Annotated in this window: 17 protein-coding genes and 1 pseudogene; 13 read left to right on the top strand and 5 right to left on the bottom strand. The window is 64.7% G+C overall.

Features of this window, described 5'->3' with window-relative positions; genetic code table 11:
- Window positions 1-5 precede the first annotated feature (5 nt).
- The 6 genes from JQ633_RS16740 to soxA are packed head-to-tail and all read left to right on the top strand — an operon-like array spanning window position 6 to window position 5,533.
- The gene (locus tag JQ633_RS16740; RefSeq protein WP_211986156.1) at window positions 6-2,186 is read left to right on the top strand and encodes a xanthine dehydrogenase family protein molybdopterin-binding subunit; all 2,181 of its coding nucleotides are present in this window, start codon (window positions 6-8) and stop codon (window positions 2,184-2,186) included.
- A gap of 58 nt (window positions 2,187-2,244) precedes the next feature.
- Entirely contained in the window at window positions 2,245-3,516 is a 1,272-nt protein-coding gene (locus tag JQ633_RS16735; protein WP_211986155.1) for an NAD(P)/FAD-dependent oxidoreductase, read from the top strand.
- Window positions 3,509-3,958, top strand: coding sequence for a sulfur oxidation c-type cytochrome SoxX (soxX, locus tag JQ633_RS16730; protein ID WP_211986154.1), 450 nt, complete (start codon window positions 3,509-3,511; stop codon window positions 3,956-3,958). Before JQ633_RS16735 ends, soxX begins: the two co-directional genes overlap by 8 nt.
- 5 nt (window positions 3,959-3,963) lie before the next feature.
- On the top strand, window positions 3,964-4,443 hold the full coding sequence (locus JQ633_RS16725; RefSeq protein WP_211986153.1) for a SoxY-related AACIE arm protein: 480 nt from the start codon (window positions 3,964-3,966) through the stop codon (window positions 4,441-4,443).
- On the top strand, window positions 4,443-4,763 hold the full coding sequence (soxZ, locus tag JQ633_RS16720) for a thiosulfate oxidation carrier complex protein SoxZ (protein WP_211986152.1): 321 nt from the start codon (window positions 4,443-4,445) through the stop codon (window positions 4,761-4,763). Before JQ633_RS16725 ends, soxZ begins: the two co-directional genes overlap by 1 nt.
- Window positions 4,760-5,533, top strand: a complete 774-nt coding sequence (gene soxA / locus JQ633_RS16715; RefSeq protein WP_211986151.1) for a sulfur oxidation c-type cytochrome SoxA — start codon at window positions 4,760-4,762, stop codon at window positions 5,531-5,533. The genes soxZ and soxA overlap by 4 nt, the downstream gene beginning before the upstream one ends.
- A 144-nt stretch (window positions 5,534-5,677) precedes the next feature.
- Here soxA and JQ633_RS16710 read toward each other — a convergent pair whose 3' ends face one another.
- Window positions 5,678-6,451, bottom strand: coding sequence for a ferredoxin--NADP reductase (locus tag JQ633_RS16710; protein ID WP_211986150.1), 774 nt, complete (start codon window positions 6,449-6,451; stop codon window positions 5,678-5,680).
- 165 nt (window positions 6,452-6,616) lie between these two features.
- Here JQ633_RS16710 and JQ633_RS16705 point away from each other — a divergent pair, with 165 nt between their 5' ends.
- The 7 genes and pseudogenes from JQ633_RS16705 to JQ633_RS16675 all read left to right on the top strand — a co-directional run bounded on the left by JQ633_RS16705 (window position 6,617) and on the right by JQ633_RS16675 (window position 13,232).
- Window positions 6,617-7,813 carry an amidohydrolase family protein gene (locus tag JQ633_RS16705; RefSeq protein WP_211986149.1) on the top strand — a complete coding sequence of 399 codons (1,197 nt, stop codon included), beginning with the start codon at window positions 6,617-6,619 and terminating at the stop codon, window positions 7,811-7,813.
- A gap of 401 nt (window positions 7,814-8,214) precedes the next feature.
- Entirely contained in the window at window positions 8,215-8,622 is a 408-nt protein-coding gene (locus JQ633_RS16700) for a YybH family protein (RefSeq protein ID WP_211986148.1), read from the top strand.
- 288 nt (window positions 8,623-8,910) lie between these two features.
- Window positions 8,911-9,828 (top strand): NADP-dependent oxidoreductase, encoded by a 918-nt coding sequence (locus JQ633_RS16695; protein WP_211986147.1) that lies wholly within the window; start codon window positions 8,911-8,913, stop codon window positions 9,826-9,828.
- Window positions 9,829-9,929: 101 nt separating this feature from the next.
- Entirely contained in the window at window positions 9,930-10,475 is a 546-nt protein-coding gene (locus JQ633_RS16690) for a carboxymuconolactone decarboxylase family protein (protein WP_211986146.1), read from the top strand.
- An 85-nt stretch (window positions 10,476-10,560) separates the two neighbouring features.
- Window positions 10,561-10,769 (top strand): annotated as a pseudogene (locus JQ633_RS16685) (amidohydrolase family protein); the annotation flags it as partial.
- A gap of 391 nt (window positions 10,770-11,160) precedes the next feature.
- Window positions 11,161-12,561, top strand: coding sequence for a selenium-binding protein SBP56-related protein (locus tag JQ633_RS16680; protein ID WP_211986145.1), 1,401 nt, complete (start codon window positions 11,161-11,163; stop codon window positions 12,559-12,561).
- A 2-nt stretch (window positions 12,562-12,563) separates the two neighbouring features.
- Entirely contained in the window at window positions 12,564-13,232 is a 669-nt protein-coding gene (locus JQ633_RS16675) for a hypothetical protein (RefSeq protein ID WP_211986144.1), read from the top strand.
- 153 nt (window positions 13,233-13,385) lie between these two features.
- Here JQ633_RS16675 and JQ633_RS16670 read toward each other — a convergent pair whose 3' ends face one another.
- From JQ633_RS16670 to JQ633_RS16655, 4 genes are read right to left on the bottom strand one after another with little or no spacing between them, the layout of a single operon-like run.
- Window positions 13,386-13,841 carry a MarR family winged helix-turn-helix transcriptional regulator gene (locus JQ633_RS16670; RefSeq protein ID WP_211986143.1) on the bottom strand — a complete coding sequence of 152 codons (456 nt, stop codon included), beginning with the start codon at window positions 13,839-13,841 and terminating at the stop codon, window positions 13,386-13,388.
- A gap of 15 nt (window positions 13,842-13,856) precedes the next feature.
- Window positions 13,857-14,561, bottom strand: a complete 705-nt coding sequence (locus JQ633_RS16665; protein ID WP_211986142.1) for an ABC transporter ATP-binding protein — start codon at window positions 14,559-14,561, stop codon at window positions 13,857-13,859.
- Window positions 14,558-15,349 carry an ABC transporter ATP-binding protein gene (locus JQ633_RS16660; protein WP_211986141.1) on the bottom strand — a complete coding sequence of 264 codons (792 nt, stop codon included), beginning with the start codon at window positions 15,347-15,349 and terminating at the stop codon, window positions 14,558-14,560. The genes JQ633_RS16665 and JQ633_RS16660 overlap by 4 nt, the downstream gene beginning before the upstream one ends.
- The gene (locus JQ633_RS16655; protein ID WP_211986140.1) at window positions 15,346-17,235 is read right to left on the bottom strand and encodes an ABC transporter permease; all 1,890 of its coding nucleotides are present in this window, start codon (window positions 17,233-17,235) and stop codon (window positions 15,346-15,348) included. The genes JQ633_RS16660 and JQ633_RS16655 overlap by 4 nt, the downstream gene beginning before the upstream one ends.
- Window positions 17,236-17,423: the final 188 nt, after the last annotated feature.

The following is a 17,423-nucleotide window of genomic DNA, read 5'->3' as shown; positions in this document are numbered from 1 at the left end:
CAGCCATGAATCAGCACGTCAAGATCAACCGCCGCTCCTTCGTGATCGGCGCGGCGACTGCCGGCGCGGGCCTCGCGATCGGCCTCGACCTTCCCTTCGGCGGCCCCGCCGTGGTCCGCGCGGCCGACGGCTCGCCCGAAGTCAACGCCTGGGTCGTGATCAAACCGGATGAGACCGTGGTGATCCGGATCGCTCGCTCCGAGATGGGCCAGGGCACGCTCACCGGCCTCGCCCAGCTCGTCGCCGAGGAGCTGGAATGCGACTGGTCGAAGGTGACGACCGAATACCCCACCCCCGGCCAGAGTGTCGCCCGCAAGCGCGTCTGGGGCGATTTCTCCACCGGCGGCAGCCGCGGCATCCGCACCTCGCAGGACTATGTCCGCAAGGGCGGCGCCACCGCGCGCGTGATGCTGATCCAGGCCGCTGCCAACGAGTGGAAGGTGCCGGCCACCGAGTGCAAGGTCTCCGCCGGCGTGATCACGCACACGCCGACCGGCAGAACCACGACCTACGGCAAGGTTGCGGAAGCAGCCGCCAAGATCGAGCCGCCGGCCGACGTCAAGCTGAAGGACCCGAAGGACTGGACCATCGCCGGCAAGGGCCTGAAGCGGCTCGACACCGTCGACAAGACCACCGGCAAGATGATCTACGGCGCCGATATCAAGCTGCCGGGCATGCTGAACGCCGCGATCAAGGACTGCCCGGTGTTCGGCGGCAAGGTGAAGAGTTTCGACGCCGCCAAGATCGCCAACATGAAGGGCGTCAAGAAAGTGGTGCAGGTCGGCGACAGCGGGGTTGCCGTCGTCGCCGACACCTGGTGGCACGCCAAGACCGCACTCGACGCACTGCCGATCGTCTGGGACGAAGGCGACAACGCCAAGGTCTCCAGCGAGACCATCGCGAAGTGGCTGGCCGAGGGCCTCGACAATGCGCAGCCGGCCTATGTCGGCAACCAGAACGGCGACGCGAAGGCGGCAATTGCCGGCGCCGCCAAGAAGGTCGAAGCGGTCTACAGCTATCCCTACCAGAACCACGCTACGATGGAGCCGATGAACGCCACCGTGCTCTACACATCAGAGAAATGCGAGGTGTGGTGCGGCACGCAGAACGGCGAGGCGGCGTTCGCCGCGGCGCTCGAGGCTTCCGGCCTGCCGCCGGAGAAGGTCGACGTCCACAAGCTGATGCTCGGCGGCGGCTTCGGCCGGCGCGGCATGACCGACTATGTCCGCCAGGCGGTGGCGATCGCCAAGCAGATGCCGGGCACGCCGATAAAACTGCTGTGGTCGCGCGAAGAGGATATGCAGCACGGCAAGTATCACCCGATCACGCAGTGCAAGCTGACCGGTGCGTTCGATGCCGACAACAACCTCATCGCCCTGCACTATCGCCTGTCGGGCCAATCCATCCTGTTCTCGGTGCGCCCCGAAGCGCTGCAGAACGGCATGGATCCCGCCGCGTTCCAGGGCGTCGCGCAGTCCGGCGAGGCCTCGATCGGCTATTCGGTGCCGAACCTGCTGGTCGAGCATGCGATGCGCAACCCGCACGTCCCGCCCGGCTTCTGGCGCGGCGTCAACGTCAACCACAACGCGATCTACATGGAATGCTTCATGGACGAGCTGGCGCTGGCCGCAGGCCAGGACCCGCTCGAATTCCGTCGCAAGCTGATGGGCAAGCATCCGAAGCATCTTGCAGTGCTCAATGCCGTGGCCGAGAAGATCGGCTGGAGCACGCCGGCGCCCAAGGGCGTCTATCGCGGCATCGCGCAGGTGATGGGCTATGGCAGCTATGTTGCCGGCGCCGCCGAGATCTCGGTGACCGACGGCAGCAAGATCAAGGTGCATCGCATCGTCGCCTCCACCGATCCGGGTTACGTCGTCAACCCGGCGCAGGTGGAGCGGCAGATCGCGGGCTCCTTCGTCTATGGCCTCAGCGCGCTGTTCTACGGCGGCTGCACCGTGAAGGACGGTCGCATCGAGCAGGCCAATTTCGACACCTACAATTCGATGCGGATCAACGAAATGCCGAAGGTGGAATCGGTGATGGTGCCGAGCGGCGGGTTCTGGGGCGGCGTCGGCGAGCCGACCATCGGCGTCGCGGCGCCGGCGGTGCTCAACGCCTATTTCGCCGCCACTGGCAAGCGGATCCGCTCGTTCCCGCTGCGGACCCAGAACATCACTTTCGCCTGATGAAGCAACACGCGGCGGCCTGCAAATGGCCGCCGCGTCCCTTTCCGGATTTTTCCGCATGGCCGACACGCGTCGCCTGACGCGCAGGAATGTCATTCGTGGCGCCGCTGCCGTCGCAGCGGCGGCGTTGGCGCGTCCGTCGCTGGCGCAAGGCGCGGCGCGCGTTGCGGTGATTGGCGGCGGCTTCGGCGGTGCGGCCTGCGCGCGGGCGCTGCGGCGGCTCGATTCGAAGCTGCAGGTCACGCTGGTCGAGCCGAACAAGGTTTTCACCGCCTGCCCGTTCAGCAACGAGGTGATCGCGGGCCTGCGCGAACTTTCGGAGCAGCAGTTCAGCTACGACAAGGTTGCCGCCGACGGCATCACCTTCGCCGCGCAGGCAGCGACAAAAGTCGACGCGCAAGCGCGCACGGTCGGCCTCGCCGACGGCACCACGCTGTCCTACGACCGGCTTGTGCTGGCGCCCGGCATCGAGCTGCGCTTCGACGCCCTCTCCGGCTACGACGAGGCGGCATCCACGAAGATGCCACACGCCTGGAACGCGGGCGAGCAGACGCTGCTGCTGCGCCGGCAGCTCGAGGCTATGGACGACGGCGGCCTCGTCGTGATCGCCGTCCCCGCCGCTCCGATGCGCTGCCCGCCGGCGCCCTATGAGCGCGCCAGCTTGATCGCGCACTATCTGAAAGCGAAGAAGCCGAAGTCGAAAATCCTGCTGCTCGACGCCAAGGACGCCTACTCACAGCAGAAGCTGTTCGAGAAGGCGTGGCAGGACCTCTATCCCGGCATGATCGAGCGGATCGGGCTGTCGCAAGGCGGGCGGGTGACCTCGGCCAATCCAGCGACCAATGAGATCGTCACCGACTTCGGCAACTACACCGCCGCTGTCGCCAATGTGATCCCCCCGCAGCGGGCCGGCCGCATCGCCGCGATCGCCGGCGCCACTGACCATACCGGATGGTGTCCGATCAATGCTGGGACCTTCGAATCGAAGCTGGTTCCCAATATTCACGTCATCGGCGACGCCTGCCTTGGTGGCGGCATTCCGAAGTCGGCCTCGGCCGCAAGCGCGCAGGGCAAAGCTTGCGCACTGACGATCACGAAGCTGCTCGCTGGCGAGGTGCCGGCACCGCCGGTTCTGGAAGGCGTCTGCTATAGCGCGCTGGCGCCGGACTATGCTCTCTCTCAGGGAGGCGTCTACCAACCCAAGGGCGACATCTTCGTGCAGGAATGGGCAATCGGAGGTTTGGACAATTCGGCTGAACTGCCGAGCGAGGCGAAGGCCAAGGCGGCGAAGACATGGTTTCACACCATCACGGAGGACGCCTTTGGCTAGGTTCGTCCTCATCGCATTACTCTTCGCCACCGCACTTGCGGCCTGCCCCGCGGTGCGCGCCGAAGGGTTGAATCCCTACACTATCGTCGACGATGCGATCCCGGAGTCGCTGACGGGAACCAAAGGTGACGCTACGCGCGGACGCGCGCTGATCGTCGAGCGTTCCTCGACTTGCATCCTCTGCCACAGCGGCCCATTTGCCGAGCAGGCCTTTCAGGGCGACCTCGCGCCAAATCTATCCGGCAGCGGCGGCCGCTGGTCGGAAGGGCAATTGCGGCTGCGGCTGGTGGATGCCTCGCACCTTAATCCGGCGACGATCATGCCGTCCTACTATCGCCTCGATGGGCTCACGCGCGTCGGCAACGCATGGCGGGACAGGCCGATTCTGTCGGCGGAACAGATCGAAGATATCGTGGCTTATTTAGTGACACTGCGGGACTGAAATTGATGGCGCATTCGGATCACACCACACGCCGCACATTCCTTGGCATCGCCGGTAGCGCAGCCGTACTCGGCGCGGTTCCGGTCGTGATCGTGCGGCCGGCCGAAGCGTCGCCGGCGATGCTGTCGGCCGCGATCCGCAACATCGTCGGCGAAGCCAATGTGCGGACCGGAAAGGTCAAGCTCGACATCCCGCCGCTGGTCGAGAATGGCAACACCGTGCCGATGACGGTCAGCGTTGCCAGCCCGATGACGGCGGAAGACTATGTGAAGAGCATCCACGTCTTCAACGAGAAGAACCCGCAACCGAACATCGGAAATTTCTATCTCGGACCACGCGCCGGCCGCGCCCAGGTCTCGACCCGCATCCGGCTCGCCGACAGCCAGAAGGTCACCGCGATCGCGCGCCTGTCCGACGACACGTTCTGGTCGGCGACCGCCGACGTCGTGGTGACGCTCGCCGCCTGCACCGAGGAGGCGATCTGATGCCGTCCGCCCTGATCAACGTGCCGGCCAAGGCAAAGCGCGGCGACATCATCGAGATCAAGACGCTGATGTCGCACATCATGGAAACCGGCTATCGCCACACGGCGTCGGGCGACGTGGTGCCGCGGGACATCATCACCAGCTTCACATGCCGCTTCAACGGCGCGGAGATTTTTCGCGCCGATCTCTATCCGGCGATTGCCGCCAACCCGTTCCTCACCTTCTTCACCACGGTGACCGAAAGCGGCAAGTTCGAGTTCGAGTGGATCGGCGACAAGGGGTTTTCGGAGACCGCGTCGGCTTCGATCACCGTCGAATGAAGCTTTTCGGTTGCATCGCGATCCTGACGGCGTTGGCCGGCGCGGCGCTCGCCACCGAGATTCCGCAAGGCGAACACCGTTCCGGAGCCAGCTTCATGGGCCCCGACACAAGAGCGATGCAGGACGACGACACCGCCAATCCCGGCATGCTCTGGGTGCTCGACGGCGAGACGCTGTGGACGCGCAAGGCAGGCACCGCGGACAAGGCCTGCGCCGATTGCCACAGCGACGCACGTGTCAGCATGAGAGGCGTCGCGGCGCACTATCCGGCGTTCGACAAGACACTTGGGAGGCCGGTCGATCTCGAAGGGCGGATCAATCTCTGCCGCAGCAATCACCAGCAGGCGACGCCGCTGCGCTACGAAAGCCGCGAACTGCTGGCGCTGACGGCCTATGTCGCGGAGCAGTCACGCGGCATGCCGATCGAAGCGGGTCACGATCCCGATCTCGCGCCATTCGTCGCCAAGGGACACGAGCTGTTCACGCAGCGGCAGGGCCAGCTCAATCTCGCTTGCGCCAACTGCCATGACGACAACTGGGACAAGAAGCTGGCCGGCGCGCCGATCACGCAGGGACAGCCGACCGGCTATCCGCTCTACCGGCTGGAGTGGCAGTCGCTCGGATCGCTGCAGCGGCGATTACGCGCCTGCATCACCGGCATTCGCGCGCAGGCCTACGACTTCGGATCGCCGGAGCTGGTCGAGCTGGAGGCCTATCTGATGTCGCGAGCGCGCGGGATGAAGATCGAGACGCCGGCGGTCAGGCCTTAGGCACAAGTCCCATCCACGTCATTGCGAGCGAAGCGAAGCAATCCATCGCACCGCATATGCGGAACGATGGATTGCTTCGTCGCTTCAGCGCAAAATTGCTCTGCAATTTTGTCGCGAGCTCCTCGCAATGACGGAGGGACGGGCTCAGCGCTCCGCGAACGCCTTCTCGACCACGAACTGCGCGGGCTCGCCGTGATTGCCTTCGACAAAGCCGCGGCCATTGAGCAGCGTGCGGGTGTCGGCGACCAGCGCCGGCGAGCCGCAGATCATGACGCGGTCATGCGCGGGATCGAGCGCGGGCAGGCCGATGTCGTCGAACAACTTGCCCGTGGTGATGAGGTCAGTGATGCGGCCGCGGTTGCGGAACGGATCGCGCGTCACGGTCGGATAGTAGATCAGCTGGTCGCGCACCAATTCGCCGATCAATTCGTCCTGCGGCAGCTTCTCGGTGATCATCTCGCCATAGGCGAGTTCCTTGACGCGGCGGCAGCCGTGCAGCAACACGACCTTCTCGAACCGGTCATAGGTCTCCGGATCCTTGATGACGCTGAGGAACGGCGCGAGACCGGTGCCGGTGCCGACCAGATAGAGGTTGCGGCCATCCTCGAGGTTGTCGATCACGAGCGTGCCGGTGGCCTTGCGGCTGACGATGATCTCGTCGCCCTCCTTCAGGTGTTGCAGGCGCGAGGTCAGCGGGCCGTCCGGCACCTTGATCGAGAAGAACTCGAGCGTGTCCTCGTAATTCGCGCTGGCGACGCTGTAGGCCCGCAGCAGAGGCTTCTCGCCGACCTTGAGCCCGATCATCGTGAACTCGCCGTTGCGGAAGCGGAAGGTGGGGCTGCGGGTGGTCTTGAACGAGAACAGCGTGTCGGTCCAGTGATGAACGCTGAGGACGCTTTCCTGGTTGAAATTGCTCATCGCACCAATCCCTGATTTGTGCTGCGCGGATAAGGATTTGAACCCTGTTGACCGGCCGGATCGTTTGTATACGATCATTCGTATACAAACGAATAATCCAGCTTGATCCGAAAGTCAAGCCGGGCTCAAATTCCCGAGCAATTTCAGAACAGAAGGAAACCACCCATGGCTCACGACGCGCCCCAGGCCAGCGGCCCCAGCAAGCTGGTGATCCGCAATATCGGGCTTCTGCTGTCGGGAGCCCTGGAGAAGCCGATCCTCGATGCCGACACCATCGTCGCCGAGAACGGCAAGATCACCGCGATCGGCCGCCTCAAGGACGTCGATACCGAAGGCGCCACCACCATCGTCGACGCCAACGGCACCACGGTCGCGCCCGGCCTGATCGACAGTCATGTCCATCCCGTTGCGGGCGACTGGACGCCGCGGCAGAACCAGATCAACTGGATCGACAGCTATCTGCATGGCGGCGTCACCACCATGATCTCGGCCGGCGAGGTCCACATGCCCGGCCGCCCGCGCGACGTGGTCGGCGTCAAGGCGATGGCGATCTTCGCGCAGCGCGCGTTCTGGACGCTGCGGCCCGGCGGCGTGAAGGTGCATGCCGGCGCGCCGGTGATCGAATGCGAGATGGTGGAGGACGATTTCAAGGAGATGGCGGCCGCCGGCGTCAAGCTGCTCGGCGAGGTCGGCCTCGGCGGCGTCAAGGATGGGCCCACCGCGCGCAAGATGGTCGGCTGGGCGCGCAAATACGGCATTCAGAGCACAATCCATACCGGCGGCCCCTCGATCCCGGGCTCGGGCCTGATCGACAAGGACGTGGTGCTGGAGGCCGACACCGACGTGGTCGGCCACATCAATGGCGGCCACACCGCCCTGCCCGACGATCAGATCCGCTGCATCTGCGAGGGCTGCAAGCGCGGCCTCGAACTGGTGCACAACGGCAATGAGCGCTCGGCGCTGTTCACCCTGCGCACCGCGCGCGAGATGGGCGATCTGCACCGCGTCATCCTCGGCACCGATGCGCCCGCCGGATCCGGCGTGCAGCCGCTCGGGATTTTGCGCATGGTGTCGCTATTGTCCTCGCTCGGCGATTTGCCGGCGGAGCTGGCATTCTGCCTCGCCACCGGCAACACCGCGCGGATGCGCGAGCTCGACTGCGGCCTGATCGAGGTCGGCCGCTCCGCCGATTTCGTCCTGATGGACAAGGCGCAGCACTCGCCCGGCAAGAACATCCTGCACAGCGTGCAGCTCGGCGATCTCCCCGGCATCGGCATGACCATCATCGACGGCATCGTCCGCACCCAGCGCAGCCGCAACACACCGCCCGCGGGCAAGGTGCCGGAGATCGTGGCGAAGTGAGCAGTGGATTCAGGTGATCCGTCATCCTCAATTCGTAGGGTCGGCAAAGGCGCGCAAACGCGATGCCCACCATCGAGAGCACTGCGCGTGAAGGTAGACACGCTTCGCTTTGCCCACCCTGCGGGTTTTGCCTAACAGCCCGCGGCCGCCAACCGGGCTGCAGCATGGATTGCTTCACTTCGTTCGCCGCGAGGCGCAACTCTTTTCCTTCGGTCCTACCGAACTCACCGATCGGAAATCACCGATTGTGACGATTGGTCGGCGAGCGTACTTAACTCCCTGCGAGGCCTTAGTTGCCGATGCTTACCGCTAGTACAAGGTGTTGGAAAGGTGACGTCCTACTGTCGCGCATTCGAGCAACACACAGGACCACCGTTTCAACCAGCACGAACAGGAGATCAATGATGTCTGAGTCCTTTCCTCTCCCTACTGAACCTGAAGGCGTTGTCCCGTCGCTCATCGAGCGACTCAACTCCGGCAAGGTCAGCGCGTTGATTGAAATGTTCGACCCGAAGTGCGTGTTCGTCGAGGATGACGGGCGAACCGTCACTGGTCACGCAGACATCACCGTCCGACTCGAGCGCTTCGTCAAGCCTGGCGTTCCGCTCGTGACCAAGATGCGCCATGTGTTCGCCGCCGACGATATCGCCCAGCTCGTGTATGACTGGTGGATCGATGGCACGGATCGCGACGGCAATGAGGTGCACCTCAACGGCACGGCGTCGGATATCGTGCGCCGCGGCGCGGATGGGCGCTGGCGGTTCATAATCGATAACAATCAAGGGACGGCAGTACGGGAGCCCGCCTGACATGCGCGGCAGCCGAGCACCTACCATCAGAAGTACGGTATGAAACCTATCGGGCATAGGCGCAGGGTCCGCTTGCACCTCGCCTATGGATCATGTTCTCGCATTTGATCTTCAACCTGCGTGGCTCAAGACGAGCCCCGCAGGACGAAGGCTCACTCAATTTGGCGGGCGACGTGACGAGCGGTAGCGCAGAAAGACCAACTTCTAGTTCGACTTGAGCGTGTCGTTTTTGTTGTAGACCGCGTTAGGCAGCATAAACGTGTCAAGAATACCGAGGAGACGATTCACATGAAGGCGATCGTAGTAGCGGACCAGGCCGCGGGAACGGCGGGGATGAGGCTGATGGAGCAGCCCGAGCCGCACGCGGCGATCAACGACGTCGTCGTTCAGGTTCATGCGTCGGGATTCACCTGGGATGAGCTGACCTGGCCTTCGACCTGGACCGATCGACTCGGCCGTGACCGGGCGCCGGTGATTCCGGGGCAAGAGTTGGCCGGAGTGGTCACCGCCCTTGGCTATGGCACGAGGGGGCTGTCGGTGGGACAACGGGTGTTTGGCCTCACGGACTCGTATCGCGGCGGTACGCTGGCCGAATATGTGGCCGTGGAGGCACGCAACCTCGCGCCGCTGCCGGGCGATGTCGACTTCACGGTGGGAGCGAGCGTGGCGATGCCGGGCCTGACCGCGTGGCAGGGACTGTTCGAGCACGGTCGCCTTCAGGCAGGGCAGAGCATTCTCGTGCACGGCGCGGCCGGCGCTGTCGGGTCGATGGTGACTCAGCTCGCACGATTGGCCGGCGCTTACGTCATCGGCACCGGGCGCGCCGCTCACCGTCAGTCGGCGCTCGACTTCGGCGCGCAGGAGTTTGTCGATCTAGACAACGACGCCCTCGAAGACGTCGGCGGTGTCGATCTGGTTTTTGATGTCTTCGGCGGCGACATCGCGACCCGGTCTGCAGGCCTGATTCGAGCCGGAGGAACGCTGGTGACCATCGCCGGCCCGACCGAGGCACGGCCCGCTGACGGCATAGCGATCGACTTTGTTCTCGTGCCCGATCGCGCACAGTTGGGCGAGATCATCCAGCGGGTGCGGGACGGACGACTGCGGATGAACATCGGTAACATCGCAACCCTCGACGATGCTGTCATCGCCTTCAATCCGTCCAAACGGACCAGCGGGAAGACGATCATCCGCGTTCGTTCGTGAGGAACCAGAGACGCGAGCGTTTCAGGATTAATGCCGGGCTTCGATAGGGGATATCTACTCTACTTCAAGGCTTGAACTGATCCGAGTTCAATGGAGAAAAAATGTCCCGCATCGCTATCCCGGGGTTGGGTGAGTCATCCGCCGAGTCGCAGATGATTTTAGACCAAATCAAGAAGACGCTCGGCTTCGTGCCGAACCACTATCGCCTCATGTCGATTAGCCCGAACGCCCTCAGTGGCTGGGCGGGCCTGATGGCGCCGGCGTCGAAGACTCTCGACCTGAAGACGCGAGAGGGGATGGCGCTGGCGGTTTCTGAGGCTAACGGCTGCGACTACTGCCTTGCCGCGCACAGCTTCGTCTCGGCAAATTTGGCGAAGATTCCCCTGGAGGAGATCGCGTTGAATCGGCAAGGCCGTTCAGGCGACCCGAAGCGGCAGGCTGCTGTGGCGTTCGCGAAGGCCCTCATCGAGACGCGCGGTAAGGTTTCCGACGCCCAGTTCGCGGCAGTCAAGGACGCCGGGTGGACCGATGCGAACATCGTCGAGATGATTGCATTGACAGCCCAGTTCCTGTTGACCAACTTCATGAACAACGCGGTGCAGACCCCGATCGATTTTCCGGAAGTCATCCCTGCCAAGGCGTCCTAACGGCAGCACCATCTCCGGAGCATCGAGAGCTGGAGAATTAGCCGGAAGATCGCGGCGAAGCCCGCAACGACGTCCACCGCCCGCCCTCGATTGCGGCTTGATCGAGGTCGGCCGCTCCGCCGACTTCGTGCTGATGGACAAGGCACAGCAATCGCCCGGCAAGAACATCCTCGACAGGTGCAGTTCGGCGATCGCCCCGGCATCGGCATGACCATCATCGACGGCATCGTCCGCACCCAGCGCAGCCGCAACACACCGCCCGCGGGCAAGGTGCCGGAGATCGTGGCGAAGTAGGAAGCGAGCACACCGACCCGTCATCCTGGGGCGCGAGCTCTTGCGATCCTCGAAGGATGCACGGCCAGGCTATTGCCTCGGCGCGAGCCGGGCCGTCGCCCTTCGAGACGGTCGCTTCGCGACCTCCTCAGGGCGACGGTGATGCATTTTGTGCCAGTTCGGCCCTAGAGAGCTACAGTTCGCGAGGGCAAGCCGGCGCGCGGCTTTGCCGCGCCGCGGCCGTCACCGAACCTTGTTTTCAGCTGTCACCGTTGCGGTGTAGTCTGCTCGCAAGCGAACCTTAGCCGGCAGCACTCGCAAGAGGCATTTGTTTCGATCCGGATTTAAGTTCTTGCTGCTGCGTGCCGCCATGCCGTGTTGATCCACATCACACAACCAAGGAGGGCAGCCGATGACGATGAGGCCAGATCCCACGTTCCACGCCTCGCCGAAGCTGGCGATGGAAGCGCCGGTTGAGAATTTCGCCTACACTGTGCTGCTCAGCCCGGACCATTCGAAGCCCGATGCGCTCGCCGTGATCGACGTCAAGCGCGGCTCGCCGACCTACAGCAAGATCGTCCACACCGTGACGATGCCCAACAAGGGCGACGAGTTCCACCATTTCGGCTGGAACGCCTGCTCGTCGGCGCTGTCGCCACTCGCCGGCCACGCCTTCCTCGAGCGCCGCTATCTCATCATCCCCGGCATGCGGTCGTCCCGGATCTACATCATCGACACCAAGCCGGACCCGACACAGGCCAAGATCCACAAGATCATCGAACCCGAAGAGGTCTTCAAGAAGACCGGCTACTCGCGCCCGCACACGATTCACTGCGGGCCGGAAGGCATCTATGTCTCCACGCTCGGCGGCGGCGGCAAGGACGGCACCGATGGCCCCCCCGGCATCTTCATCATGGATTGCGAGACCTTCGAGGTGCTCGGCCGCTGGGAGATCGATCGCGGCTCGCAGACCAAGCATTATGACTTCTGGTGGAACCTGCCGCGCGACTACATGGTGAGCAGCGAATGGGCACTGCCGCCGCAGTTCGAGAACGGCATCGTGCCGGAGGATCTGCTGTCCAACAAATACGGCCATCGGCTGCATTTCTGGGACCTGCGCGCCCGCCGCAATGTCCAGACTCTCGATCTCGGCGCCAATCATCAGATGGCGCTCGAGGTGCGGCCGGCGCACGATCCTATCAAGGAGTATGGCTTTGTCGGCGTCGTGGTCGACACCACCAACCTCGAGGGCTCGATCTGGACCTGGTGGCGCGAGGGCGGCAAGTTTCACATCGAGAAGACGGCGACGATCCCGCCCGAGGCCGCGCCGAAGGAAAAGCTGCCACCGCTGCTGCAGGGCTTCGGCGCGGTGCCGCCGCTGGTCACCGATATCGACCTGTCGATGGACGACCGCTTCCTCTACGTCTCCTGCTGGGGCACCGGCGAGATGCGGCAGTACGATGTTTCCGATCCGCGCAAGCCGAAGCTTGCCGGCACGGTCCGGATCGGCGGCATCGTCGGCCGCGCGCCGCATCCGAACGGACAGGCTTTTGCGGGCGGTCCGCAGATGGTCGAGATCAGCCGCGACGGCAAGCGGGTGTACTGGACCAATTCGCTGTACTCGACCTGGGACGACCAGTTCTATCCGCAAGGCATTCCCGGCGCCGAGGTGATGGCGAATGTCGGCCCGAACGGTGGCCTCGAACTGGCCAAGGACTTCTGGGTCAGCCTGCCCGACGGCTACCGCGCGCACCAGATCCGGCTCGACGGCGGAGACTGCTCGACGGATTCATTCTGCTATCCGTCGGTCTGAATGTGAGTGCGGCCGACTGGACGCCGGCCTGGCTGTGGCTGGCGGTGATCGCGAGCGGCCTCTACCACGGGATCAACCCGGGAATGGGCTGGCCGCTTGCCGTGTCGGCCGGATTGATGCAACGGAGCCCGCGCGCGCTGGTCAGTGCGCTCGGGCCGCTTGCAATCGGTCACCTGCTGGCGATGCTGCTGGTGATCCTGCCCTTCGCGATGTTGATCGCGCTGGTCGAATGGCAACGCCCGATCCGGATCGCCGCCAGCTTGCTCGTCATCGCCTTCGGCATCTACCGGCTAGTCGACCGGCGTCATCCGCGGGCGCTGGCGCGTATCCCGCCGGCGCAACTGGGCCTGTGGTCGTTCGCCGTGGCGATTGCGCACGGCGCGGCGCTGATGCTGGTGCCGATCTATCTCGGACTGTGCGAGACGGCCGATGCCGACAAGGGCCACGAGGCGGCCGGTGCACTGATCGGCAGCAATCTCACGATGGCGGTGCTGGTCTCCGTGGTTCATGCCGGCGCGATGATCACTACCGGTGGAGGCCTGGCGTGGCTGGTCTACCGCTATCTCGGTCTGAAGTTCGTATCGCGGAGCTGGTTCAATCTGGAGACCGTCTGGGCCGCCAGTCTCGTGCTGGTAGGAGTCGTTGCGCTGGCGCTTGGGCTTGCCGCGTAGGATGGGTAGAGCGAAGCGAAACCCATCAATTCACAGTCCGCGGCCCGCATGATGGGTATCGCTTCGCTCCACCCATCCTACGACATCGTGTCCGTCATTCCAGAAGTGTAGGATGGGCAAAGCGTAGCGTGCCCATCCTACCGATCTCTGGAATCACCGAAGCTTGCCGAGCAGCGCGATCAGCGTCTCGCGCTCCTTGGCGTCGAGCGGGGCCAGCGTCTCCTTCGAGATCGCGTGGGCATGCGGCGCAGCTTTTTCGGCCATCTGCTGGCCGGCGCGGGTCAGGCTCACCTGAAGGCGGCGGCCGTCGTCGGGATCGGGCGAGGTCTCGGTCAGGCCGCGCGCGGTCAGGCGGTCGATCACGCCCTTGATGGTCGCGACATCCATCGAGGTCAGCCGCCCGAGCTGGTTCTGCGAGCACGCGCCGACCTCGGCGAGCTTGGATAGCGCGGCCCATTGCGTCGGCGTCAAATTGATGCCGATCTCGCGGGCAAAGATCGTGGCGTGGCGCTGCGACACCTGGCGCAGGATGAAGCCGATCTGCTCGTCCAGCACATAACCAGGCTTCGCCGGTTTTCCATTCCGCTTCTGTGCAGCACCCTTGGCCATGGTTCCACCCTGCCCTTACAGCGACAGATGCGCGTCGCGGATATCCGGACGCGCGTCGAGTTCAGCCATGGTGCCGCCGAAGCAGATGCGGCCGCGCTCGATGATGTAGGCGCGATCGGAGATCAGCCGGGCGAAATGCAGGTTCTGCTCGGAGACGACGATGCTGACGCCCTCTTTCTTCATGGCGAGGATCGCATCGACCATCTGCTCGACGATCTTCGGCGACAGGCCCTCCGACGGCTCGTCGAGCAGCACCAGCGACGGATTGCCCATCAGCGTGCGCGCGATCGTCAGCATCTGCTGCTCGCCGCCGCTCATCCGCCCGCCGGGGCGATTACGCATCTCGCCGAGATTGGGGAACAGCTTGAACAGCTTGTCGCGATCCCATTGCGGCGCGCCGGCCCGCTTCGGCTGGCGGCCGACCTCGAGATTCTCCTCGACCGTCAAATCCGTGAAGATGCGGCGCTCCTCCGGCACGTAGCCGAGGCCGCCGCGCACGATCGCATGGGTCGGCTCGCGCGAGACGTCCCTGCCCTCGAACACGATGCGGCCGGAGCGGTTCTCGACCAGGCCGACGATGGAGCGGAACGTGGTCGACTTGCCGGCGCCGTTGCGGCCGAGCAGCGCCACCACCTCGCCCTCGCCGACCTCGAGCGCGATATCGAACAGGATATGCGCCGGGCCGTAGAAGCTGTTGAGGTCGTTCACCGTGAGCTTCATGCCGAAGCTCCCTCACGATGCCGCGCGTCGTAGACCAGACCTTCGCCGAGATAGATCGCCTGCACCTGGGTGTTGCCGCGGACCTCCTCCGGCGAGCCTTCGGCGATCAGGCTGCCGCGGTTGAGCACCAGGATGCGGTCGGCATGCTCGAACACCACGTCCATGTCGTGCTCAGTGAACAGCACGCCGATCGACTGCTCGCGCGCGATCCGCGCGGTCAGCCGCATCAGCTCAACGCGCTCGCGCGGCGCCATGCCGGCGGTCGGCTCGTCCATCAGCAGCAGCTTCGGCTGGTTGGCGAGCGCGATCGCAAGCTCGAGCCGCTTGAGGTCGCCATAGGCGAGCTCGCCGCAGGGCCGCTCGGCATAGGCGCCCATGCCGACCAGGTCGAGCAGCCGCCCGGCCTCGTCGCGCGCGTGGCTTGCGGTGGAAGACCACAGGTTAAACAGCTCGCCGCCATGCGAGACCAGCGCGACCTGTACGTTCTCGCGCACCGTCATGGTCGGGAACGTCGCAGTGATCTGGAAGGTGCGGCCGACGCCCATCCGCCAGATCACGCGCGGCTTCTTGCCGGTGATCTCCTCGCCGAGCAGCCGGACGCGGCCGCTGTCAGGAATGATCTGGCCGTTGAGCACGTTGAAGCAGGTGCTCTTGCCGGCGCCGTTCGGCCCGATCAGCGCCAGGATCTCGCCGGCGCGCAGATCGAACGTGACGCCGCGCATGGCGTGCACGCCGCCATAGGATTTGGTCAGGTTCTCGACCGACAGCAATGTGGGGACCATGCTCATTCGGCGGTCTCGATGCGTGAGGACAGCAGTGGCGAAGCCGACGACGATGATTTCCGCCGGCGATGCATCAACGCTTCCAGCGTGCCGACGATGCCCTTCGGGAACGCCACCACGATCAGCACGACAAAGCCGCCGAGCACCAGTTTCGAGAGGTCGGTCTGGCTGACCAGCCAGATGTTGAGCGCCTTGTAGACGATGGCGCCGATCACCGCGCCCGACACCGTCTCGACGCCGCCGAGCAGCACCATCACCAGCGCATCGACCGACAACGAGATGCCCATATTGTCCGGGAAAACGCTGCCCTTGAGGTAGGCGAACAGCGCGCCGGCGACACCGGCCACGGTGCCCGCGATCACGAAAGCCGTCCACTGGATACGCTTGCTGTTGATGCCGATGGCCTCGCTGCGCAGCGGCGAGTCCCGGGTCGCACGCAGCGCAAAACCGAACGGCGAGAACACCATGATGCGGAGGATCACGACCGCGAACGCGGCAACGCCGAGCGACAACCAGTAAAAATTCGCCGGGCTCGCCACCCAGCTCGAGGGCCAGACGCTGAGGATGCCGTTGTCGCCGCCGGTCACCGACACCCACTGGAATGCGATCGACCAGACGATCTGGGCGAAGGCCAGCGTCAGCATCGCGAAATAGACGCCGGAGAGCTGCACGGCGAAGAAGCCGAATACGGCGGCACCGAGCAGTCCGACGATCGGCCCGAGCAGCAGGCACACGATCATCGGCAGCCCCGCCTTGGTGGCGAGCAGCGCAACGCCGTAGGAGCCGAGCCCGAAATAGGCGGCGTGGCCGAACGAGGCCAGCCCGCCGACCGACATCAGGAAATGCAGGCTGGCGGCGAAGATCACGAAGATCGCGATCTCCGAGCCGACCGTAAGCAGATAGGGATTGTTGAGCACCGGCAGCGCCGCGGCGACCAGCAGCGCGGCGATCGCGGCAAAGCGTTCGTTCGTGGTGAGCGGTCGCCACGGATTGACGGTGAGGCCCGGCGTACGCCGCGCCGGTGCCTCCGGCTTGCCGAACAGGCCCCACGGCCTGACGATCAGCACCACCGCCATCACCAGGAACACCAGGATGATGGAGATCTTCGGGAAGATCAGGATGCCGAAGGCATTGAGCTCCGACACCAGCACCGCGGCGACGAAGGCGCCAATGATGCTGCCGAGGCCGCCGATCACGACCACGACGAAGACCTCGACGATGATGCGCAGGTCCATCGCGTGATTGACGGCATCGCGCGGGATCTGCAGCGCGCCGCCGAGCGCGGCGAGGAAGACGCCGAGCGCGAACACGCTGGTGAACAGCCATTTCTGATTGACGCCGAGCGCCGCGACCATGTCGCGGTCCTGCGTCGCCGCGCGCACCAGGATGCCCCAGCGCGTGCGCTGGAACAAAAGCCAGAGGATGCCGAGCACGACCGGCCCGAGCGCGATCAGGAACAAATCGTAGCTCGGGATGTTCTGGCCGAAGAAATCGATCGCACCCTTGAAGCCCGGCGCGCGGCGGCCGACCAGATCGTCCGGCCCCCAGATCAGCACCACGAGATCCTCGACCATCAGCGTCAGGCCGAAGGTCGCAAGCAGCTGGAACAGCTCGGGCGAATGGTAGATCCGGCGCAGCAACACCATCTCGACCAGCACGCCGATCACCGCGACCGCCAGCGCCGCCACGACGATGCCGCCCCAGAAGCCGAGCGCGCCGGAAAAGCGCTCGGTCAGCGTGAAGGCGACATAGGCGCCCAGCATGTAGAACGCGCCATGGGCGAAATTCACGATCCGCGTCACGCCGAAGATGATCGACAGGCCAGATGCGACCAGGAACAGCGATGCCGCGCTGGCAAGACCGGTCAGGAACTGGACGACGTAAAAAGCCATGGGCGGTCCGCGTTGGTGTTCGTGCGTCGATCAGATCGCCGCGTTTTCTCTTCCACCTCGCCCCGCCTGCGGGGAGAGGTCGGATCGCGAAGCGATCCGGGTGAGGGGGACTCTCCACCAGCTCACTCGTGGAAAGAGCCCCTCACCCTGACCCTCTCCCCGTAAGAACGGGGAGAGGGGAAACCAAG

Source organism: Bradyrhizobium tropiciagri (assembly GCF_018130505.1).
GTDB classification, from domain to species: domain Bacteria; phylum Pseudomonadota; class Alphaproteobacteria; order Rhizobiales; family Xanthobacteraceae; genus Bradyrhizobium; species Bradyrhizobium tropiciagri_B.
The sequence above is the reverse complement of the archived record's forward strand: the minus strand, read 5'-3'. Positions and strand labels throughout refer to the sequence as shown.